The organism is Allolucifera butyrica (assembly GCF_900476375.1).
Lineage (GTDB): Bacteria > Bacillota > Negativicutes > Sporomusales > UPPP01 > Lucifera > Lucifera butyrica.
The window spans coordinates 1-21,381 of the sequence record NZ_UPPP01000082.1 but is presented as its reverse complement, the minus strand read 5'-3'; the positions used below and the strand labels follow the sequence as shown (position 1 = coordinate 21,381).

Sequence of the window (21,381 nt, the reverse complement as noted above, 5' to 3'; positions counted from 1 at the left end):
TCCGCAACTAAAATTCGCTCTTTTTAGCAATATTCCTGCCATTTGAAAAAAAAAGAGGGCCGGAGGGACTTCCGACCTATTTTTGTGGGAGCCGAAAAACCGCTGCGCGGTTTTCCTGTTATATAGCAGCTCTTTCTTTATGTACTTTTGGCCCTTCGACCTGGGTTTGATTTATATTAAATGCGGCTTCCAATATTTTTTTGGCAATAGGCACCGCCGATGCCGCTCCATACCCGCCATGTTCCACCAGAACAACAACAGCAATCCGGGGGGCATTAAACGGTCCGTAGGCAACAAACCAACTATGGTCATCACCCTGCGAATTTTCCACCGTTCCTGTCTTACCGGCAATAGGAACCGGAAAATCACTAAATACGGAACCGGCCGTGCCGCCTTCCTGGGCGACTTCCTTCAAAGCATCGCGGATCAAATTCAACGTGCCTTCGGAAGTATTGACCATGCCAAGTTCCTCCGGAGCAAATTCTTTTACGATTTCTCCATTCGGCGCCGTAATTTTACTTACAATATAAGGCCGGTACCGGTGTCCACCGTTGGCTACTTCACTGATAAGCATGGCTAACTGAATAGGAGTTGTCAATTGAAATCCCTGTCCAATTGCTGCGTCGAAGGTCTCCGACAAATACCAGTCCTCTTTGTATACTTTTTTCTTATAGGCCCGATTGGCGACAAGACCGTCGGACTCACCCGGCAGGTTTATCCCCGTAGCAGTTCCCAAACCAAACATACGGGCATACTTTTCCAGATTATCAATTCCCACCCGGTTGCCCATTTCATAAAAATAAACATTATCCGATTTGGCTAAAGCTTGCTTAAAATCAATCCAGCCCAATGCTTCCCCATCGGCATTTCCCTTGGGAATCAGCCAATGCTTCCCGGTGTCCAGGATCTTTTCCTCCGGAGTTACTTTTCCCAGTTCCAGCGCAGCCGTACCGGTGACAATCTTAAAAGTCGACCCCGGTGGATATTCGCCGGAAATTGCCCGGTTTTCCATAGGATGAAAGGGATTGTCATTAATGGTTTTCCAGTCTTTAATGGAAATACCGCCGGCAAATAAATTCGGATTAAAAGCCGGCCGGCTAACCATAGCCAGGATTTCACCCGTTTGCGGATTCATTACCACGGCTGCTGCGGCTTTGGCCTGCACGTATCTCGTTTTTGTTTGCAAGTATTTCAGCTGCTGGTCAATCGCTTCTTCTGCCGCCTTTTGAATCCGGTAATCAATCGTAAGGCTAAGATTGTCACCGGGAACCGGTTCTTTTTTACCCAATACCTGCACCGGGCGGCCGCTGACATCCACTTCAACCTGGCCGCCGCCGTCCAGACCTCTCAATTGCAAATCATAGACTTCTTCCAAACCAAATTTGCCGACAATATCACCCGGTTTGTATCCTTCCGCCTTGCGTTTTTTCAACTCATCATCATTGATTTCACTTACATAGCCGAAAACATGAGCGGCCAGGTCATTATAAATATAATTGCGAATTGGCTGGACTTCAATAACCACCCCGGGCAATTCACTCCGCCGTTCCTCAATTTTCGTCACAATATCCGGTCCAACGTTATGTTTTATCCGTAACGGTTCAAAAGAGCCGTTATGCTGGACAATCTTTGCCCGAATATCTGCCTCAGAAATTCCCAGAATTGCCGCCAGCTTATCAATGACGTCCTGGGAAACAGGAGCCGCCAAAGTGACCAGCGAAACGGTAAATCCCGGACGGTTATTGACCAACGCAACTCCATTGCGGTCATAAAAAATACCTCTGGGCGCCATACTGGGGATTAACCGGATGCGATTGCCATCCGCCAGCCGTTCATAGTATTCTCCCTGCATTACCTGCAGATATCCCAACCGGCTAACCAGGGCAAAAAAAACCAAAAGAACAACAATCGCTAATACGTCAATCCGATGTCCGTATTGTTTAACCGGCATTCACACCCCTCCTTCTCAAAGCTGACCGTCTGCACTATGCGGGAAAGGCAGACTGTAGCAGTCTGCCTAATTGAAGCTGATGAAATAGTTAAGCCTAGTCCCGTCTTGCCAAAAACCGACTCACCCGGAAAACAAGCCGGTGTACAGGAATCGCCAATACCAGGTTGTAGCCGGCAGCCAATAACATGTTTCTGAACAAAACATTTGTTATGTCAACTTTCAATCGCAAAATAAACAAAAGCAAAATCATAAGTAAATTGTTAACAATCGTGGCTGCAAACACTCCCAGTACCGGCAACAAAATGTTTTCCTTAAAGACTTTCCGTTCCGCCATGCCGAAAAGATAACCCGTCGCCATCTTAGACAGAATATTTAACCCGAAAATATTTCCTGATGCCAAGTCCTGCAGCAACCCGGAAAAAAAACCAATTCCTACACCGTACTCTTTTCCGGACAGCAGTCCGCACGAAACCACCAAAATAAGTAGAATATCCGGCCGGACCCCCTGAATATCGAGAAGTGGAATAATAGTTGCCTGCAATATAAGAATCGCTAAAATCAGCAACAACCACACCACGATCACTATCATGGCACCGCTCCTTTCGGTTTCCCAGGGGCGGAAGAAACGGCCGGCGGTATTGTCGGAACCGGTTCCCGGGAGCGGATAATAACCATAACCTCTTCCAGTCTGTCAAAATCCACACTAGGCTTCAAAACAGCATATTTTAATAAGCCGCCTGCTTCATTAACCACATCCACAACTTCACCGATTAACAATCCTTTCGGATAAATACCACCGAAACCGGACGTGATAATTTTATCTCCTTTTAAGATATCGGCATCACGAGCGAGATTAATCATTCTGGGGGACATGGGGACGGTCCCGTTTCCTTCCACAATACCGGCCACACGCGACTCCGGGCGCTGCACCAGAGCTCCCACTGCACTGCGGGGGTCCAAAAGCAGTTGTACCTTAGCGGTATGCGCATAGACTTCCGTCACATTTCCCGCCAATCCCTGCGGCGTCACAACCGGCATATCCTTAGCAAGGCCATCGGCACTTCCCCGGTTAATTACGATTATATTTGTCCAGGTTCCCGGGTCCCGGGCGATTACGGCAGCGACAACAAAATCAAACTGCGGCGCCGCCTTTTTATAATCAAGTATGGCCCGCAGTCGTGCATTTTCCGCCATAATTTCGGTCAAATTAATATCATTCTGACGCAGCTGCTCAATTTCTGCACGAAGATTTTGATTATCCTGATAAACGGTAAATAACTGACCCGCCGAAGTCGAAAATTGCCGCAACGTATAACCGATTTTAGCAGCTATGGATTCTACCGGCGCCAAAGTAGTGGTAACAATTTGCTCCGTTATTGTAAACCGGTACTGTCCATGCGATGTAAAAATGGCCATCAAAAAGACGGTGAATACAGCGACCAACAAGATGACCGCCTTTTTGTAGAAAAAACGCACTCTTCCGGCCCCTTTCTATCCCAGTTTCTTCGGTGACATTAATACACGCTTTAACAAGTCAATACTTTCCAGAGCCCGTCCGGTGCCAATCGCAACACAGGAAAGCGCATCTTCCGCAATATGCACCGGCATTCCCGTCTCCTTGTTAAGCAAGGAATCCAGCCCGCGCAGCAAGGAACCGCCACCGGTCATGACAATGCCACGGTCCATAATGTCGGAGGCCAATTCGGGCGGAGTCTTTTCCAGCGTAACTTTGACCGCATCCATAATACCATATACAGGTTCACTCAAAGCTCTTTGAACCTCGTGGGCTTTGATTGTTAAAGTCTTCGGCAACCCGGTTACTAAATCACGGCCGCGAATATCCATTGACTCTTCCACTTTTAGACTCAGAGCGGCGCCAATGTTAATTTTTACTTCTTCCGCCGTACGTTCACCAATCATTAAATTATATGTTCTTTTAATATATTGGACAATTGCCTCGTCCATTTCGTCACCACCGATACGAATCGAACGGCTGGTTACAATTCCCCCTAAAGAGATCACTGCCACTTCGGTCGTACCGCCACCAATATCCACCACCATATTTCCGGTCGGCTCATGAACAGGCAAGCCGGCACCAATCGCTGCCGCCATGGGTTCTTCAATTAAATAGGCTTCCCGGGCTCCAGCCTGGATTGTTGCATCAATTACCGCTCGTTTTTCTACTTCCGTCACACCGGACGGTACCCCTACAACAACCCTCGGACGAATAAACGATTTACTATCCATCGCTTTACGGATAAAATATTTCAGCATGGCCTGGGTTACATCGAAATCCGCAATTACACCATCTTTCAGCGGACGGATCGCAACAATATTACCCGGTGTCCGCCCAATCATCTGCTTGGCTTCCTCGCCTACAGCCAGCACTTCCCCCGTATCCCGTTGAATCGCCACAACCGAAGGCTCCCTAAGTACAATACCTTTTCCTTTAACATGCACCAGTGTATTTGCTGTTCCCAAGTCTATACCCATATCACGCGACAATGATCCGAATAAATTCATACCCCTACTCTACCCCTTTCACATGTCTAAAACCCGAAAACTATTACAATTCCATTATAGTATTCCCTTTTCTTTAAAACTAACATACTTGCCATCGCCAATTATTACGTGATCCAGTACGGAAATACCTAACAATTCCCCGGCGTCCGCCAGTTTATGCGTCAAAGCAATATCTTCCTGGCTGGGGGTCGGATCACCACTAGGATGATTATGAATCAAAATTACCGAGGCGGCCGCATAATTGACTGCCTCCCGGAATAATTCCCGTGGATGAACGACCGAAGCATTTAAGCTGCCAATGGATATGGTAGGCGCAGCAATGATATGATTTTTGGTTGACAACAAGAGCACGATAAAATGCTCCTTCGCCTCATAGCGCAGTCTTCCCATCATAAAATGGGCGGCATCCTGCGGGGAACGAACCACAACCTTTTCACCCGGCCCCAGACTGCTTAGCCGCTTGCCAAGTTCAATTCCGGCCAGCACCGTAACTGCCTTAGCAACGCCAATTCCCGGCACCTTGCTCAGTTCCTGCGTCGTAAGACCGCCCAGCCCGTTTATACCATATTGAGCTAATAGTTCTTCTGCCAGCATTTTTACAGATACCTTTTTGGTTCCCGTACGCAATAAAATAGCTAAAAGATCCGCTTCACTCAAAGCTTGCGAGCCTTTTTGCATCATTTTCTCTCGCGGACGTTCGCTTTCCGGCAACTCCTTAATCATTAAGGAACGAACCGGATTCTTTGTAATCATAATAATTTGATTCCTGCCTTTTTGAGCAGTTCAGCCAAAGTAACCAGCGGCAAACCAACCACATTGGAATAAGACCCGCTGATATTCGCCACCAGCAAGGCACCGATTCCTTGAATGCCGTACGCTCCGGCTTTATCCATAGGCTCACCTGTAGCCAAATAATGTTCAATCTCCTCATCAGTAAGGTCACGAAGCGTAACCTTAGTACAAGCAAAATCACTCCAGGTCTGACTGTTCCCAACAACAGCCACTCCGGTAATGACACAATGTTCATGGCCGGACAATTCCGTCAGCATTCTGCGTGCGTCCGTCCGGTCAGCCGGTTTGCCGTATATCTGCCCGTTATATACTACAATGGTATCCGCGCCGATAACCACATCATTACGGCCTGCTCTTGCCGCAACATCCCTTGCCTTAGCTACGGCCTGAATTACAGCCAGTTTCTCCGGCGGCACAGCCTGTGTATTATCCTCGATTACATTACTGGTTACCACAGTAAAGTTACAACGGATTTGCGTCAGCAATTCCTGCCGCCGAGGCGAAGCAGACGCTAGAATGATGGCCATAGAAACCTCCTCAATTAAAAACGGCGGAATAGAAAAACTGCCACCAATATCCCAAAAATGCTAATCAAGTTTGGATTGAGAGCAAATCCGACTACCAATTTTACAACATATAAGTTAATTACTACAGGGGGAAGATCAAAAATCGAAAAAGTTTTCACCAAATAAGGAGCTACGCCCGACAACAATGCCGACCCGGCTATCATTTCTCCCAGTATACCGCCAAGAACTGCGCCGGTTATCATAAATAAAAGTAACATGCCGAAACCTTTATTCGTCCCGCCTTTCAATCGTACAACCTCCCACGTCTAGCGCAATGATTTCCGTATTCTTTTATTCTTCTACAATAAACAAAAGAATCCTTGCGATAACAAGGACAATGCGGGCATTTTGCAATCTTTTTCCGCACATTACGACCATTTTGGAATCCGGGTCATAAAGTGCCTGGCTGTCAGACCGGTTATTACCCCCGTCGGGACAGCAAATAAAATCAGATACGGCAAATACCACAACAAGCCTGCACTAGATATAACTACACACGCCACCAAAATTTGTGTCAAATTATGAAAAACTGCCCCGATCACACTCACGCCAACCAGTGAAAAAGTGGGATACAGGAAACGATAAGTAAGCACCATTGCCGTCGTGCTAATTAGAGCAGCGCTCAAACTCATGGCAAATGTCAGTCCTAAAAAGGTCCCGTTTAACAAAGACCCCAGCAAAACCCTTAATAGGGCGACACTAAGCGTCTCCCGCCAGCCATAAGCAACGATCACAAATAAAGATATAAAATTGGCCAGTCCCAGTTTAATGCCCGGTACCGGCAATGGCAGCGGCAGCCAGGACTCAACGACATGCAACATGATAGCCATTGTTAGAAGAAAGGCCAGTACAATCATCCGTTTGGTTGATTTCATCTTCGCCTCACCGCGCTATATCATCAATATCCGAAGGTTCCGCGGATATAATTCGTACAGCAACCCGGTTGGGAAGACAAACAATCTGTTGCGAGACCAGACTCGCCCAGCCTGTACGCACACAGATTTGGTCAGGACAATCGGCTTCCCGTATTCGTATACGGTCGCCCCGGACTTCAATCACATTATAATGTCCCTGGTTTTCGACCCGGAATTCATCATAATATCCCTGCCGGAGCGGAATCACCTTAACCACTTTTCCGTTGACACTGACTTCAGCAACCTTTTGACCGGTCGCAGCAAGCACCGGCCAGCCTGCAAGAATGCCAACCGCTGCTACCACCAGCAATATGCCGGTCAGCCATTTATCCGCCTTAGTCAGCATCATATCGTTGTCCACCCCATAGATTACTCTATCTTATTGTACAAGAATTCAACAATACATGCAAGTTTTCGCAACAAAAGACCGTAATTGCGGTCTTTCGTAAAAATGCTGAAATCAAAAGTGAAAAAAGGAGGGGAATCCCCCTCCTTTTTAACTTGCCGAAATATTTTGTTTTACATAGGTTGGACAATTTGCTGCCACGCTGGTTTGATCTTCCGTTCCCGGCATAATTCCCAGTATCGCCGGCCGTATCGCCTTGGTCGGACACTTTGCCAGGCATTTTGCATCGGAACACTGTTCAACGCAAATATGAGCATCCACAACAGCCAAATTATTTTCCATTTTTATTGCCCCGTGGGGACATTCCCGCATGCACAAGGAACAGCCAATACAAGCCGAGCTGCAGGCTTTGCGCGCGGCCTGCCCCTTATCTTTGGAATTGCAGTTAACCCGGACATGCGCCCCCAAAGGCATCATGGCAATCACTTGTTTCGGGCATACGCTTTCACAGGTACCACAGCCGGTACATTTGTCAGGATCAATGACCGGCAGTCCTTCCGGACTCATCGTCATGGCATCAAACGGACAACTCCGCACACAGGTGCCCAGTCCCAGACAGCCGTATTTGCAGGCCTTGGGCCCGCCAAACAATAAATTCGCCGCAACACAGTCGTCCACACCCGTATATTCGTAAGTTTTTACCGCTTTGCCGTCACTGCCGGCACATCTTACCTGAGCGATGCGCGGTTCTACCGCTTCGGCCACTTTGCCGGTCAATTCAGACACCACCTTCGCAACCAGTTCTTTACCCGGTATACAAAGGTTTGGCGGTACATCCGGATTCAACACCACGGCCTCGGCATAAGCCTGACAGCCGGCATATCCACAGGCCCCGCACTGGCCCTTCGGCAATACGTCTTCAACGATATGAATCAGCGGGTTGACTTCAATAGCAAACTTCTTGTTGGCAAACGCAAGAATGAAGCCGAACACTAAACCAAGACCAGTCAAAACGACCAAAATCGCGATTGATGTGCTCATAATCATTATCTCCTTATAACGGAATCATACCGGAAAAACCGAAGAAGGAAAGGGCCAGCATTCCTGCCAGGATAAAAGCGATCCCCAGACCTTGCAGCGGTTTCGGCACGTCCGCATATTGCAGTTTTTCCCGCAGACTGGCCATTAAGATGATGGCCATGGCAAAGCCTGCACCGGAACCGATGGCATTCACGACACTCATGCCAAAGTTATAGCTATTGTCGGCATTTAAAAGCGGCACCCCAAGCACAATACAGTTTGTAGCAATCAGCACGAGGTAAATACCCCACATATTATACAATGCCGGCGCATGTTTTTTGATGATCATCTCCAGCAGCTGGACAAAGCTGGCAATCAATACGACGAAAATAACCGTATTCAGGAATGTGAGGTGATAAGGAAGCAAAATATAATTATAAACAACCCACGCCAGCATCGAGCTCATAGTCATGACTGAGGTCACAGCCATACCCATACCGATGGAAGCATTGAGGTTTTTTGATACGCCAAAGAAAATACATAAGCCCAAAAAACGGGTCAATACGAAGTTATTGACAATAACCGCACTCATAAACAACAGAAAATAATCGTGCATTACGCCCTACTCCCTTCCATCGCAATATTTTGGGCCGCTTTGGCTTTTGCTGCGCGAGCCTTGCGCTGGTATTCGTCGAACAAATTAATGCCGCCAATAATTAAGCCGATTAAAACGAAACCGCCCGGTGGCAAAATGGCGACTAAAATCGGGTTATAGGAGGCGCCAAAAACACTTACACCCAAAATTGTACCATTGCCCAGAAGTTCGCGGATTACACCAACTACCAGCATAGCCAAAGCAAAACCGGCGCCCATACCCAGTCCGTCAAAAAAGGACGGGATAACGGGATTCTTGGCGGCGAAAACTTCCGCCCGCGCCAAAATAATGGCAAACACCACAATCAAGGCGAGATAAATACTTAACTCTTTGAACAAGACCGGAAAATAAGCCTGCAAGACGAGCTGGACCACCGTAACAATCGTGGCAATGGACGTAATATATACCGGCACGCGGACTTTCGGGTTAACCCAGCGCCGCGTCAGGGATACCACAGTGTTGTTGGCAGTGATAACAAACAAAACGGACAAGCCCATCGCCAGCGCATTCATAACCGTTGAGGTTACGGCCAATGCCGGACAAAGACTTAATGCCAGACGGAATATCGGGTTTTGCTCAAATAAACCCTTATAAAAAATTTGCCACAAACTTTGATTTTCGTTCATTTTTCCCACCTCACTTCTGCTGACCGGCGGCGTAGGCGGCAACTTTCTCGACGGCTTCCTTAATGCCTTTGGTAACGGCACGGGAAGTAATTGTCGCCCCCGTCATAGCCTGAATATTTTTATCGGTCGGAACCTTTACAACTTCAAGTTGTTCAGCCGTCTTCCCAATAAACTGATGACTGAACTTAGGTTGAGTGGCATTCGCCCCCAAACCGGGAGTTTCATTATGGGACAGTATTTTATAACCGAGGTCTTTACCGTCGGTTGACACAGCCGTCAGCATTTTGATTGCACCGCCATACCCTTTACTTTCGGCAGGAACAACATAAGCAATCACTTTGCCGTTCTGCAAAGCGGCATACCAGCCGGTTTTACCGTCCACCGGCTTAAAATTCTGAGCGTCGGGTACCAGGTCTTTCATTGCCTTATTTTGCTGAACAATCTGCTCTTTAGCGGCAACCGGAGCCGTAACGGCGTAAGTGCCGGCAATAATCGTCCCCGAAATCAAACAGGCAATCGTCAGGTTAATTCCAATCTTAAAAATACTGCTGGCGTTGGATTCGTGTGCTTCATGCGCCATGTGTCCTACCTCCCAGCCCCGAATTTTTTAGGTTTGGTAAACCGGTCAATAAGCGGCGTTACGGCGTTCATCAGCAAAATAGAATAACAAACGCCTTCCGGATACCCCCCGGCTATACGAATCAGAGCAGTCAACGCCCCGGCACCGGCGGCAAACACGATTTGCCCTTTTACCGTAATCGGAATGGTTACCATATCGGTAGCCATGAAAAAAGCCCCGAGGATCAGACCGCCGCTTATCATGTTGAGTAGCGGATCGCCGCTAAATAAGCCGGCATTACCGCCAAAGGCCCAGGTGAGTATTCCGGCGGTACCGATCATGACCACAGGCACCTGCCAGTTGATATAGCCGCGGTAAATCAGATAAATACCGCCGATAATCAGCAATAAGGCCGAAGTCTCTCCCATACTGCCGCTGCGCAGGCCCAAAAACAAGTCTTTATACATGGTTGCCTTGTCACCGAAAATCTCAACTAACTTTTGATATCCTTGCAGTTTCAATATTCCCAGCGGCGTAGCCGAGGTAACCCCATCCACCTTGCTGGCCATCTCCGGCCAGCTAGTCATGGCGATCGGCCAGGACGCAAGCAGAAACGCCCTGCCAACCAGGGCCGGGTTAAAAATGTTATAACCCAGACCACCCATGGTATGCTTGGCAATGGCAATTGACACCACCGCGCCAAACACCGGCATATACCAGGGTACGGTGGAAGGAATATTCATGGCCAGTAAAAGCCCGGTCAGAAATGCGCTGCCGTCATTAATAACAACGGGTTTTCCCTGCCACTTAAGAATTAAATATTCAGTAACCACAGCCGCGACAATCGACACAATCATTGTCGTCAGTGCAGGCAAACCGAAACGGTAGACCGAGAATAAAGCGGCAGGTGCCAGCGCCAGGTTTACCGTCCACATGATTTTGGCTATCGACTCGTCGCACCGGACATGCGGCGATGCCGAAACAGAAAGTTTATCCAGTTCAAATTTAGCTTCAGCGCTCATACCGCCACCTCCTATTTCTTAGCTGCCTTCGCCGCATTTTGGGCTTTCGACAGCTTAATATAGTGAACAATGTTCCGCTTGGCGGGACATACATAGACACAGGACCCGCATTCCACACAGTCCAGCAGGTTGTACTCCTCTTTTGCCACCTGATATAAGTTACGCTGCCCGAGAATACTCAACATGCTGGGCACCAGTCCCATAGGACAGGCTTCGACACACCGGCCGCAACGGATACAGGGACGTTCCGGACCAACATTTACGTCTTCCGCTGTTAATGCCAGAATTCCTGATGTACCTTTAATTATGGGTACATCCAAAGTCCGCTGGGCCATTCCCATCATCGGTCCGCCCATAATCACCTTTACCGGCTGTTCCTTGAAACCGCCGCACCATTCCACTGCCTGAGCAAACGTTGTGCCAATACGCAAAAGAAGATTTTTCGGTTCAATAATCGCGCCGCCGGTTACGGTGGTAACCCTTTCAATCAGGGGGATTCCCCGTTCGACCGCGTCGCCGATGGCTACCACGGTGCCCACATTCTGAACGACGACTCCCACATCCATGGGCAGCCCTCCCGAAGGAACTTCCCGGTCGGCTATAACCTTAATCAGCGTTTTTTCCGCTCCTTGCGGATACTTCGTCTTAAGCGGCACCACCTTAATCTCCGAACCGGCGCACACTTTTTGCAGACTCTCAATGGCATCGGGTTTATTTTCCTCAATCCCTACATATCCTTGCGTTACCCCTAAGACTTTCATCGCAATCTGCATGCCGTTTACAATCCGGCCGGCCTGCTCCAGCATGACACGGTGGTCAGCCGTCAGGTACGGCTCACATTCGGCGGCATTCAGAATAAACGTGTCAATAACCTTCTCCGGCGGGGGCGCCATTTTAACATGCGTCGGAAAAGTAGCCCCCCCCATACCGACAATGCCGGCCTGGCGGATTATTTCCTTTAATTCCTTGCTCTCCAGGGTCTTCCAGTCCCGGGTTAACGGCAAACCGTCGGCCCACTCGTCTAACCCGTCGCTCTCAATCACGATGGCACTGCACAATCCAAATACAGGATGCGGATAGTCGGAGATTTCAGTCACTTTTCCTGATGTAGAAGCATGAACCGGACTCGAGACAAAGGCCTGTGCCTCGGCAATAACCTGTCCCTTCTTAACCAAGTCACCCACTTTTACGGTGGGAGAACAGGGCGCACCGATATGCTGTCTGGTAGGAATTACTACTTTCTGCGGCAGCGGAGCAACCTCAATCGGTTTCGTTGCCGTATACCGCTTCTTGTCGTCAGGATGGACACCCCCGCGAAATGTTTTCCCCATAAATTCACCCCTCTAACTCGTTTGCGTTGCCTCATAATTTTCACAAAACAATTAGTTAATCCAATATTTTTGTGACTACCGGTTGCATAGCTGCATTTGACCTGGCACTGTGGTCAAAGTATTTAATATACAGAACAGAACAACAAAAGAATATGCCGCCACCCGCAATCTGAAACCAGAAAGGCCCGCTGCCCAGTTTGCCGGCAGTAAATCCGCCGGCCAGGGCCCCTGCCAGGATAGCCAATAAGGGTAATACGTAAACAATAAATGCCGCTTTTAACATGTTGCCCGCCGGTACTTCAACCAGTACCCGCTGACCGGGAGTCGCACCCAGAGGATTTCGGGCTTCCAAAACGATGGCCGAATTGCCGGGACAGGCGCCGCAGTTCTCACAATCGTTATGCCGGCTTGTTTTTACTTTGGCCAAGTTCCCTATAATATCGATAACCACCCCTTCTTGTTGTTTCTCCATCCTGTTACCCTCCTCTCTTTTGGTCTAATGGTCATACCAGCTTTTAACCGGACTCAAATATAAACAAAGAAGTATTCGCTCTTAAATTAAAGATTACCTGCTTTTGTAACTTTATAAAATTTCCTGTTTGACAACAAATCAGATTCCCAGGCCGGATTAAGAAAAGACCTGGTTTTTCTGTGTTATTATAACATTTTTCCGTTCAATGCGTAAATACAAAAAATATTGCAATTCTTATCCATTCAATTTCCAGCTGTCAAACTACTGCAAATATACTAAGTAAACATATAAATTGACTATAGCGATACTGATAATCATGAGAGGAAAAGCAATCCGGAAGTAATAGGCAAAAGAAATGGGACGGCCATGTGCTGCGGCGATACTGGACACAACTACATTGGCCGATGCGCCGATAATGGTGCCGTTGCCGCCCAGGCAAGCCCCCAGTGACAAGGTCCACCACAAGGAACTGACATCAATACCGCCAAGCTGCGCCATGGATTTAATCAGAGGAATCATGGTCGCCACAAAAGGAATATTGTCAATAAACGCCGAGGCAAGCGCCGATAACCACAAAATGAGAAAATTCATGAACACGATGTTGCCTTTGGTAATATCCAATCCCCACTGGGCAATCATCTTAATGATGCCTGTCACTTCCAGAGCACCGACTAAAATAAACAAACCGATGAAAAAGAAAATCGTATTCCATTCTACTTCCTGAAAAACCTCTTCCGGTTCAAAACCGCTCACCAATAATAATACTGCTGCCCCGGCCATCGCAATCGTAGCCGATTCAAGATGCAGTGTCTGATGCAAAAGGAAGCCGGCCATCACCGCGGCCAATACTGCCAGTGATTTGATCAACAGCCGGCGGTCGGTTAAAAACGCTCGCTCGTCCAATTCCAAAATTTTTAACTGCATTTCCCGGGAAACCGTTAAATCTTTTTTAAAGATTAAATAGAGCAAAAAACAATTTACAATACCTACTAAAATAATGGGTAACGTCAAATTGGCAATAAAATCAACAAAACCCAGTCCGGTTGCACCGCCGATCATAATATTAGGCGGATCCCCGATCAGGGTCGCCGTACCGCCAATATTGGAGGCAATAATTTCCGAAACCAAAAAAGGAATCGGATTCATATCGAGCACTTCCGTAATGGCAAAAGTAATACTGGTAAGCAGCAGTACCGTAGTCACATTATCTAAAAAAGCTGAGGCAATGGCGGTAATGGCAAAAAAAGCAACCAGTATTCTTGCGGGATTTCCCTGAACCAGTTTCGCCGCTTTGACCGCTATATACTGGAATACGCCGGTCCGGCGCGAAATCGTCACTAGAATCATCATGCCGATCAGCAGTCCCAGCGTATTAAAGTCAACTGCCCGCACAGCTTCTTCCTGCGGTAGGATCTTGACCAATATTACAAGAACGGCGCCGATAAGTGCAACTTTCGTACGATGTACTTTTTCCGATATAATTAGCAAATAAACCAGAATAAAAATAAGTAATGCCATGAAAGCCGGAGCTGCCATTTAAATTCCCCCATCGATTTTCCGGCATATTTTTTGTTAAATGAGGCGCCCGAAAAAGTATAATACCGGCTATGCAGGACCTGTGCCTGCATAGTTAATAAATTACACAGAGTATGTTACTGCAGATAAAACAAAGACTTTCCGGTGGTAACACTTTGCCCTGCCGTGATAAGAATTTCATTAATTATCCCGTCTTTAGGAGCTATAATGTCATTTTGCATTTTCATGGCTTCCAAAATGCATAACACATCCCCCTGTTTAACGGAATCGCCCTTTTTAACATTAACCGCTAAGATTTTCCCCGGCATGGGAGCGTTCACAACCTGTGAACCCGCCGGCGCAGCAACATCAATACCAGCCGGAGCGCTTACATTCTGCGGGGTCTGAGGACTCGCAGCTTTACTAACCGTCTTGGCAGCGGGAACCGGATTCATCGCCTGAATTTCTTCCACTTCCACAAAATAAGGATTACCATTTACCACTACTTTAAACTTTTTCACTATGAATGTCCTCCCCAGTCACATTATGAATACCTTGAACTTCGTGCATGAATTCCTTCCATCCTTGCGGTCTGACTCCAAATAGGAGATTGATCCAAACGGCGTATCAAGGAAATTTGACTTTGGTTATATCCCTGCGCCGCAAGGGCTGCAATAATTGCTGCAACGACAGCTTCCTCGCCGTGTTGTTGCATTTCAGGCGAAACCGGCTGCTTTTCCATTTCCATCACCTCATATCAACCCGTTTATGCTTCCAGTTACAAGGGAATATTGCCATGCTTCTTGGCCGGACGGGCTTCTCTTTTTGTTTTCAGCATGCGTAACGCCGAAATAATACAAGGCCGGGTTTGGCTCGGCTCAATAACCATGTCTACGAAACCCCGTTCCGCGGCCTTATAGGGAGTTGCAAACTCTTCAACATACTGAGCCGTTTTTTCCTGTACATCCGGAGCGCCGCGGAAAATAATATTTGCAGCTCCGGCCGGTCCCATAACCGCAATCTCGGCCGAAGGCCAGGCTATAACCTGATCGGCTCCCAAATCCTTCGAACACATTGCTAAATAAGACCCGCCATACGCTTTGCGGGTAATCACCGTAACTTTAGGAACAGTCGCTTCCGAGTAGGCGTACAGCATTTTTGCTCCATGCCGGATAATTCCCCCGTATTCCTGCCCTGTTCCCGGCAAGAATCCCGGTACGTCTACCAGGTTTAACAAGGGAATATTAAAAGCATCACAAAACCGAATAAACCGGGCGGACTTATCGGACGCATTAATATCGAGGCAGCCGGCCATTACGGTAGGCTGATTGGCTATAATTCCCACAGTGCTGCCATCCAGCCGGGCAAAACAGGTAATCATATTTTGCGCAAAATACTGGTGCACTTCATTAAATTCGCCACGGTCCACGATGGACCGGATTACCTCTTTCATATTATAGGGTTGATTGGAGTTATCCGGCAATAAAGTATTCAGGGCCTCGTCCATCCGCTCCGGCCGGTCCCCCGTATTCACAACAGGAGGATCTTCCAGATTATTTGCGGGCAAAAACCCAAGCAAATATTTGATTTGACTGATACAGTCCTCATCATTTTCCACTGCAAAATGAGCCACGCCCGATGTGCTATTATGAGTAACCGCACCGCCTAAAGCTTCCGCCGTCACTTCTTCCGCCGTTACCGACTTGATTACCTGCGGACCCGTAATAAACATTTGACTGGTATTTTTAACCATAAAAATAAAATCAGTTAATGCGGGGGAATACACCGCACCTCCGGCACAAGGCCCCATAATTACGGATATTTGGGGAATCACGCCGGACGCCATGGTATTACGCAGGAAAATCTTTCCGAAACCGGATAAGGCATCAACCCCCTCTTGAATCCGCGCTCCGCCGGAATCATTGAGGCCAATAAGCGGTGCTCCCATTTTCAGTGCCAGATCCTGTACTTTTACAATTTTGGCGGCATGCATTTCTCCCAGTGATCCGCCTTCAACCGTAAAATCCTGAGCAAAGGCATAAACCAAACGCCCGTTAATCGTACCATAGCCGGTAACAATCCCTTCGCCGGGAGTTTCCTTTTTATCCATCCCGAAATTTACACAGCGATGTGTCACAAATTGGTCAAGTTCCACAAAAGAACCGGTATCAAACAGTATGTCCATCCGTTCGCGGGCTGTTAGTTTTCCCCCGGCATGCTGTTTCTCAATCCGTTTAGGGCCGCCGCCCAGCATTACCTTTTCCTGCTTATTCCTTAGTTCCTGAATTTTTTCGGCAATTGTAGCCATATACCTACCTCCGAATGTTAATTTTCTACAACATTATTAGTAATACTATGTATTTTTACTATTTCCTGCCAATTTACCAGAACGTTTTTATGTACCTTCCTTTCTGAGGTAATTCAAATTATCCCGTATTGAAATATAAACCGAAGTTATATTCTGCCCGGGCAGGCATAATTTTTATAAACCCGGGCATTCTAAACCAGTCTTGTATACATACAAAATATGTTGCTTGATATTATTACCATATGATATAATTTGATTATAGTACCTGATAATATTTTGGGGAGGCATTGATATGCGGGATATTCATAATGTTCCAAGAGACAATACGGCTTTTGTTGATTTTCTCTCCTCATTTGATTTGCGAAGTATATTATGGCCCGGTCTGGATGCTACGGTGCAAAAATTAATTGATGAATCCGACACAGCGGCGCACTACGGCAGCGGTTCGTTAGGGCATCTGATTGCCACTCCGGCTTTTGTCGCTTTGATGATTAACGCTTCCGTTAACGCCGTAGAGGACCGTTTGCCGCCCGGGTTCGTCACTGTTGGGAGATCTCTGGAAATAACCCACGAAGCGCCGACTTGCCTGGGAATGGTTTTGCGAGTTAAATCGACTTTAAAACAAATCAAGGGCGACCGGCTATTTTTTGAAATTGTAGCTTCCGATGACTATAGCGAAGTCGGCTGCGGCACCCATGAACGGGCGGTAGTCCAAAAAGACAGACTCTTTCGCCGGGCCGAAGAACGTCTGAATCGGATCTAAACGGCATCAAACCTAAATTTGGTATTCCCAAAATATAAGACACCCGCTTATGCGAGGTGTTTTTTTCTAAAAACAACGTTTCCTCCCTATTTCGAAAATATTGACGCCGGTTCGCACTAAATGCTATTATTGTATAGGTTATCCAACAATTCTTAAAGTTCGGAGTGAATATATGGATTGGTTAAACGCCTTAATCTGGCCAACGGCATACTTGCTTTTGGCCGGTGCTGTTATTCTTTTTGTCTGGGCTATGCTGTTACGCAATAAAAACAAAAAAAATACCGCCTGGAAAGAAGTGCTGACGGTAGCTGTCTTTTGCCTGTTAAGTTCGGGGGTAATGCTGCTCGTACATTTCGCCGGCTTTCAATTGTCTTTTACGACCAGGCTCGGATTGGTAAGCGTTATATTGGTTCTTTATGCCTATTATAGCTACCGCCGTCAACAAAAATAAATCTGACAAGACGGACTCAAAGGGTCTTTAAGTGGAAGGAAAGTAAAGAAGCACTCCCCTGGCGGGAGTGCTTCTTTGTTTCTATCATCACTTAAATTTATGATACTCCTGTTATCATGTAGAGGAAGATGAACAGGAACGGAACCAGTACTTTCATCATCATCAGCACAAAGACATCATAATACGCTTCTTTGTGGGTCAGACCGCATACTGCCAGCAGCGTCACAAGAGCCCCATTGTGAGGCACAGTGTCCAGTCCGGCAGAAGCCAGGTCAATCATCCGGTGAAGAATTTGCGGCGACATGCCGACGGAATGCGCCCATTTCAGCCAGTCTGCGCCTAACATGCCCAGCGAAATTGTAATACCGCTGGAGGCTGAACCGGTAAAGGCAATCATAAGGTTCGTAGTAATAACTTCGGAAACCAGCGGACCGGAACCGAAATGGAGATGCAGCAATGCATTTTTAATAATTGCAAACCCCGGCAATATAGCAACAAGGCTGCCGAACGCAAACCCGGATGCCGTATTCAGCACTGCCGTTAGGGAAGAGGTAACGCCGGAGCTCAGAACACTGGCAATACGGACGCCCCGTTCGAAGATGTGCTTGCGGCCGATAATAAGACCCAGAACAATACCTACGATAAGGGCAACATCGAGAGACCAGACCGCCTGAACGTTCGCTACGGCCGGACTCATCAGCGCCAGCTTTAACGGTTTCAGCGGCTCAAGCAGATTCGAATTCCAGGAATAGGCCCAACTCCATTTAAAAGGATTGCTCATGTATAAATTAACGAGAACAACAGCTACCAGCGGCAGAATCGAAGGCAGCCAGTGCGGCAACTTAGCGGAATCCATCGGTTTCGGCTCATTCAGGGTATGATTGCCGTACCCTTCATTGCCGGATTTGCGGAAACGGTAGGTTATCCAGCCAAGGCCCAGTCCGAAATAGACGATGGCGCTTAATACGCCGGTAACCGGAGCAGCCCAGGTCGTTGTGCCGAAGAAAGAAGTGGGAATAATGTTTTGGATCTGCGGAGTACCCGGCAGAGCAATCATGGCGTAAGTGAAAATTCCCATCCATAGGGTTGCCGCCAGCAAACGCTTGGGAATATTAGCTTCCCGGAACAATACGGCCCCAAAGGGATACATAACGAAAACAGCGACGAATACGCTGATCCCGCCGTATACCAGCACGCCACAGCCCAGCATAACGGCAAGAACCGCCCGTTCTTTACCCAGGGTGCGGCTAATAGCGGCGGCTATGCCGGAAGCCATTCCGCCTTCTTCCATAATCTTGGCGAAAACCGCGCCCAGCATCATAATGGGGAAGAAGATTTTTACAAATTCCGCCGCCTTGCTCATATAGATTTCACTAAAGGTCGGCAGGATCGGAAACGGACTGGCTGCCGCCGCCAGCATAGCGCACAACGGAGCAAACAAAATCAGGGAATAGCCGCGATAAACTAGTATCATCAGTAATGCAAAACTAACTAATATGGCCAATAATTCCATAGTTGACCTCCTTGAATTAGATTCAAACTCAGTTTTTGCAATTTAAATTTCCCAGCATTATACTAAACCGACTCTGTTTTTTTCATCTCCCCTTCGGATTCCGGTATTCGGCAATCATTATTAAGTACAAATCCCCTCCTTTTATTGACGCTTGTTTGGGCCTGTCCTTAAAAACAAAAGCCCTGAAGCGTAAAAATAAAAATGACCAAGGAACAACAGGCGGAAAAAGTATAAATATTTTCCACCTGACGTACCTTGGTGCAAGACAACGTCGTTCTGTCATGGTATATGACAGTCTGTTCATCCCGTCCAGGTTGTTCAGCTTGTTTCCGGACAGACCATCCAGTCTGTCCTTCGCAAAGCCTGACTATAATCTTTTGCGAATTGTCCGGGTGAATGTTCAATAATAAACTTACTGTATATAAGTATTCGCTACGGTTCGACGAATTCCTTCTGCTATTCAGACATTTTTCACAATTCAGTAACTTAAAACGCCTAAAAAATTCTGGTAATTTACCAGTACAATACACCTTGTTATCAGCATAAACAGTCCGGTAAAAACCGGACTGTTTACTTGCATCAGGATACTTATGTGACATTTAGGTTTAAAGGTTCCCGTATTCGCAGGATACCAGAGTACAACAAATGCTGCAGTATGCGTACCGCGGTCATTTAGCCGATCAAGGCCAGGGCTTGTCCGGCCTGCACCGGGTCACCCTCTTTTACATAGATTTCTTTAACAACTCCATCGCCGGAAGCCAACACAGGATTATGCATTTTCATAGCTTCCATAACAAGTACCTCTTGTCCTTTTTTTACACTATCCCCAGTTTTAACTTTTAGTGCAATAACTTTTCCCGGCATCGGGGCTGCCACCTGGCTGCCTGCTCCGCCGGCAGCCGGAGCACTCGCTTTAGGAGCCGGCGCAGGAGCTGCAACCGGAGCTGCGGCCGGGGCCGGAGCGGGAGCGGAGGCACTGGGAGCCGCTACCCGCGGGGTTACGGCTTCTCCCTTCTTCTCGACCGTAACATCATAAGACTTGCCATTTACAGTAATTGTATACGTTGTCATTGTTCATCCTCCTCATAGTTAAATTGACCCTAACAAGTTACAGCCGTCCATGTACAAGCTCTTGGCGCGAAGTTAAGGTCCAACTCGGACTGCTGTGCGTAATCCGGAGCACTTGAAACTCCGTTGTCCCCTCGAACTCCGCAATCGCAGCCATAATAACCGCCACAAGCTCATCATTTTCATGATCCGCCTGACTTACGTGAGTCGCTGTTCCCGCCATATGCGCGGTACTCGGGGATAAATCAGCGGCCTGATTTGCCTCTTCCACAGGCTTCTTGCGCAACAGCATAAACAGAGCCACGATAATAATAATCAGGATTAGCCACATCATTCTTGGCACTCCCCCTTTCGGACTGAATACAGCTTACTACTTCGGCATATTACGCTTCCGGACCTTTTGATTACTCATCCTGGGATTTTATATTGTTTTGCTGCTTTAACCCGGTTCGCCTTTTCCGCACTGTATAAAAGTAATAACCGAGTGAAATAATCAAAGCCAATAAAAACGCCGTAATATTCATCATGTAACTTCCTTATGATCCCATTTTTCGCATTCCTCTGTCATTCGACAATACCGTTTATTTTACACCCAGCAATGCCAGCATAATGCCGCCGGAAATAGCGGTGCCGAATACACCGGCCAGATTGGGGCCCATGGCATGCATAATTAAGAAGTTATATGGATTTTCCTGCAGTCCAACGACGTGGGAAACACGGGCGGCAATCGGTACGGAAGCAATCCCGGCGGAACCCACCAGCGGATTCACCTTTCCACCGGTATACCAATTGATTATTCTGGCCCCGATAACGCCGGAAGCCGTTCCGCACATGAACGCAATCAAACCGAGGACAATAATTTCCAGTGTTTTCACTGTCAGGAATTGATCCGCAACCATGGTGGAACCAATGGCCACCGTTAAGGTAATCGTAATCACGTTCATTAAATCATTGGCTGCCGTGTTGGCCAGCCGTTCTACCAGCAG

Annotated in this window: 26 protein-coding genes; 2 read left to right on the top strand and 24 right to left on the bottom strand. The window is 47.5% G+C overall.

Annotated features, from left to right (window positions below; translation table 11 throughout):
- Positions 1 to 118 precede the first annotated feature (118 nt).
- The 20 genes from mrdA to mmdA all read right to left on the bottom strand — a co-directional run bounded on the left by mrdA (position 119) and on the right by mmdA (position 16,600).
- Complete coding sequence (gene mrdA / locus LUCIF_RS15450) at positions 119 to 1,951, bottom strand: penicillin-binding protein 2 (RefSeq protein WP_122628788.1); 1,833 nt, start codon at positions 1,949 to 1,951, stop codon at positions 119 to 121.
- A 94-nt stretch (positions 1,952 to 2,045) separates the two neighbouring features.
- Positions 2,046 to 2,540 (bottom strand): rod shape-determining protein MreD, encoded by a 495-nt coding sequence (gene mreD, locus LUCIF_RS15445; RefSeq protein WP_207857814.1) that lies wholly within the window; start codon positions 2,538 to 2,540, stop codon positions 2,046 to 2,048.
- A complete protein-coding gene (gene mreC / locus LUCIF_RS15440) occupies positions 2,537 to 3,427 on the bottom strand; it encodes a rod shape-determining protein MreC (RefSeq protein WP_122628787.1) in 891 nt (296 codons plus the stop codon). The genes mreD and mreC overlap by 4 nt, the downstream gene beginning before the upstream one ends.
- Before the next feature lie 15 nt (positions 3,428 to 3,442).
- Positions 3,443 to 4,474, bottom strand: coding sequence for a rod shape-determining protein (locus LUCIF_RS15435; protein WP_122628786.1), 1,032 nt, complete (start codon positions 4,472 to 4,474; stop codon positions 3,443 to 3,445).
- A gap of 54 nt (positions 4,475 to 4,528) precedes the next feature.
- Positions 4,529 to 5,227 (bottom strand): RadC family protein, encoded by a 699-nt coding sequence (gene radC, locus LUCIF_RS15430; RefSeq protein WP_122628785.1) that lies wholly within the window; start codon positions 5,225 to 5,227, stop codon positions 4,529 to 4,531.
- Positions 5,224 to 5,793: a Maf family protein gene (locus LUCIF_RS15425; RefSeq protein ID WP_122628784.1), complete on the bottom strand. Its 570-nt coding sequence runs from the start codon at positions 5,791 to 5,793 to the stop codon at positions 5,224 to 5,226. The genes radC and LUCIF_RS15425 overlap by 4 nt, the downstream gene beginning before the upstream one ends.
- 14 nt (positions 5,794 to 5,807) lie before the next feature.
- A complete protein-coding gene (locus LUCIF_RS15420; RefSeq protein WP_122628783.1) occupies positions 5,808 to 6,080 on the bottom strand; it encodes a DUF4321 domain-containing protein in 273 nt (90 codons plus the stop codon).
- A gap of 120 nt (positions 6,081 to 6,200) precedes the next feature.
- The gene (locus LUCIF_RS15415) at positions 6,201 to 6,707 is read right to left on the bottom strand and encodes a Gx transporter family protein (protein WP_122628782.1); all 507 of its coding nucleotides are present in this window, start codon (positions 6,705 to 6,707) and stop codon (positions 6,201 to 6,203) included.
- A gap of 7 nt (positions 6,708 to 6,714) precedes the next feature.
- A complete protein-coding gene (locus LUCIF_RS15410) occupies positions 6,715 to 7,095 on the bottom strand; it encodes a NusG domain II-containing protein (RefSeq protein ID WP_122628781.1) in 381 nt (126 codons plus the stop codon).
- Positions 7,096 to 7,242: 147 nt separating this feature from the next.
- Positions 7,243 to 8,133 (bottom strand): RnfABCDGE type electron transport complex subunit B, encoded by an 891-nt coding sequence (gene rnfB, locus LUCIF_RS15405; RefSeq protein WP_122628780.1) that lies wholly within the window; start codon positions 8,131 to 8,133, stop codon positions 7,243 to 7,245.
- A 13-nt stretch (positions 8,134 to 8,146) separates the two neighbouring features.
- On the bottom strand, positions 8,147 to 8,728 hold the full coding sequence (locus tag LUCIF_RS15400) for an electron transport complex protein RnfA (protein WP_122628779.1): 582 nt from the start codon (positions 8,726 to 8,728) through the stop codon (positions 8,147 to 8,149).
- Positions 8,728 to 9,393, bottom strand: a complete 666-nt coding sequence (rsxE, locus tag LUCIF_RS15395) for an electron transport complex subunit RsxE (RefSeq protein WP_122628778.1) — start codon at positions 9,391 to 9,393, stop codon at positions 8,728 to 8,730. Before rsxE ends, LUCIF_RS15400 begins: the two co-directional genes overlap by 1 nt.
- A 10-nt stretch (positions 9,394 to 9,403) precedes the next feature.
- Positions 9,404 to 9,973, bottom strand: a complete 570-nt coding sequence (locus LUCIF_RS15390; RefSeq protein WP_122628777.1) for an RnfABCDGE type electron transport complex subunit G — start codon at positions 9,971 to 9,973, stop codon at positions 9,404 to 9,406.
- Between the two features lie 5 nt (positions 9,974 to 9,978).
- Positions 9,979 to 10,974 (bottom strand): RnfABCDGE type electron transport complex subunit D, encoded by a 996-nt coding sequence (locus LUCIF_RS15385; RefSeq protein ID WP_122628776.1) that lies wholly within the window; start codon positions 10,972 to 10,974, stop codon positions 9,979 to 9,981.
- Between the two features lie 11 nt (positions 10,975 to 10,985).
- The gene (gene rsxC / locus LUCIF_RS15380; RefSeq protein ID WP_122628775.1) at positions 10,986 to 12,305 is read right to left on the bottom strand and encodes an electron transport complex subunit RsxC; all 1,320 of its coding nucleotides are present in this window, start codon (positions 12,303 to 12,305) and stop codon (positions 10,986 to 10,988) included.
- A 55-nt stretch (positions 12,306 to 12,360) separates the two neighbouring features.
- Entirely contained in the window at positions 12,361 to 12,777 is a 417-nt protein-coding gene (locus LUCIF_RS15375; protein ID WP_122628774.1) for a SoxR reducing system RseC family protein, read from the bottom strand.
- Positions 12,778 to 13,038: 261 nt separating this feature from the next.
- Entirely contained in the window at positions 13,039 to 14,313 is a 1,275-nt protein-coding gene (locus LUCIF_RS15370; protein ID WP_122628773.1) for an ArsB/NhaD family transporter, read from the bottom strand.
- A 116-nt stretch (positions 14,314 to 14,429) separates the two neighbouring features.
- Positions 14,430 to 14,813, bottom strand: a complete 384-nt coding sequence (locus LUCIF_RS15365; protein WP_122628772.1) for a biotin/lipoyl-containing protein — start codon at positions 14,811 to 14,813, stop codon at positions 14,430 to 14,432.
- 23 nt (positions 14,814 to 14,836) lie between these two features.
- Positions 14,837 to 15,034: a hypothetical protein gene (locus LUCIF_RS15360; protein ID WP_122628771.1), complete on the bottom strand. Its 198-nt coding sequence runs from the start codon at positions 15,032 to 15,034 to the stop codon at positions 14,837 to 14,839.
- A 36-nt stretch (positions 15,035 to 15,070) separates the two neighbouring features.
- Positions 15,071 to 16,600 carry a methylmalonyl-CoA decarboxylase subunit alpha gene (gene mmdA / locus LUCIF_RS15355; RefSeq protein ID WP_122628770.1) on the bottom strand — a complete coding sequence of 510 codons (1,530 nt, stop codon included), beginning with the start codon at positions 16,598 to 16,600 and terminating at the stop codon, positions 15,071 to 15,073.
- Positions 16,601 to 16,892: 292 nt separating this feature from the next.
- Between mmdA and LUCIF_RS15350 the strand changes: the two genes are divergently transcribed.
- A complete protein-coding gene (locus LUCIF_RS15350; RefSeq protein ID WP_122628769.1) occupies positions 16,893 to 17,363 on the top strand; it encodes a thioesterase family protein in 471 nt (156 codons plus the stop codon).
- 172 nt (positions 17,364 to 17,535) lie between these two features.
- Positions 17,536 to 17,814 (top strand): hypothetical protein, encoded by a 279-nt coding sequence (locus tag LUCIF_RS15345; protein ID WP_122628768.1) that lies wholly within the window; start codon positions 17,536 to 17,538, stop codon positions 17,812 to 17,814.
- A gap of 97 nt (positions 17,815 to 17,911) precedes the next feature.
- Here the strand turns inward: LUCIF_RS15345 and LUCIF_RS15340 are convergent, their stop codons facing one another.
- The 4 genes from LUCIF_RS15340 to LUCIF_RS15325 form a co-directional block, all read right to left on the bottom strand.
- On the bottom strand, positions 17,912 to 19,327 hold the full coding sequence (locus LUCIF_RS15340; protein WP_122628767.1) for a GntP family permease: 1,416 nt from the start codon (positions 19,325 to 19,327) through the stop codon (positions 17,912 to 17,914).
- A gap of 672 nt (positions 19,328 to 19,999) precedes the next feature.
- The gene (locus LUCIF_RS15335) at positions 20,000 to 20,398 is read right to left on the bottom strand and encodes a biotin/lipoyl-containing protein (protein ID WP_122628766.1); all 399 of its coding nucleotides are present in this window, start codon (positions 20,396 to 20,398) and stop codon (positions 20,000 to 20,002) included.
- A 37-nt stretch (positions 20,399 to 20,435) separates the two neighbouring features.
- Positions 20,436 to 20,729: an OadG family protein gene (locus LUCIF_RS15330; RefSeq protein ID WP_122628765.1), complete on the bottom strand. Its 294-nt coding sequence runs from the start codon at positions 20,727 to 20,729 to the stop codon at positions 20,436 to 20,438.
- Positions 20,730 to 20,976: 247 nt separating this feature from the next.
- A partial coding sequence (locus LUCIF_RS15325) for a sodium ion-translocating decarboxylase subunit beta (RefSeq protein WP_165866020.1) occupies positions 20,977 to 21,381 on the bottom strand: 405 nt, incomplete at its 5' end.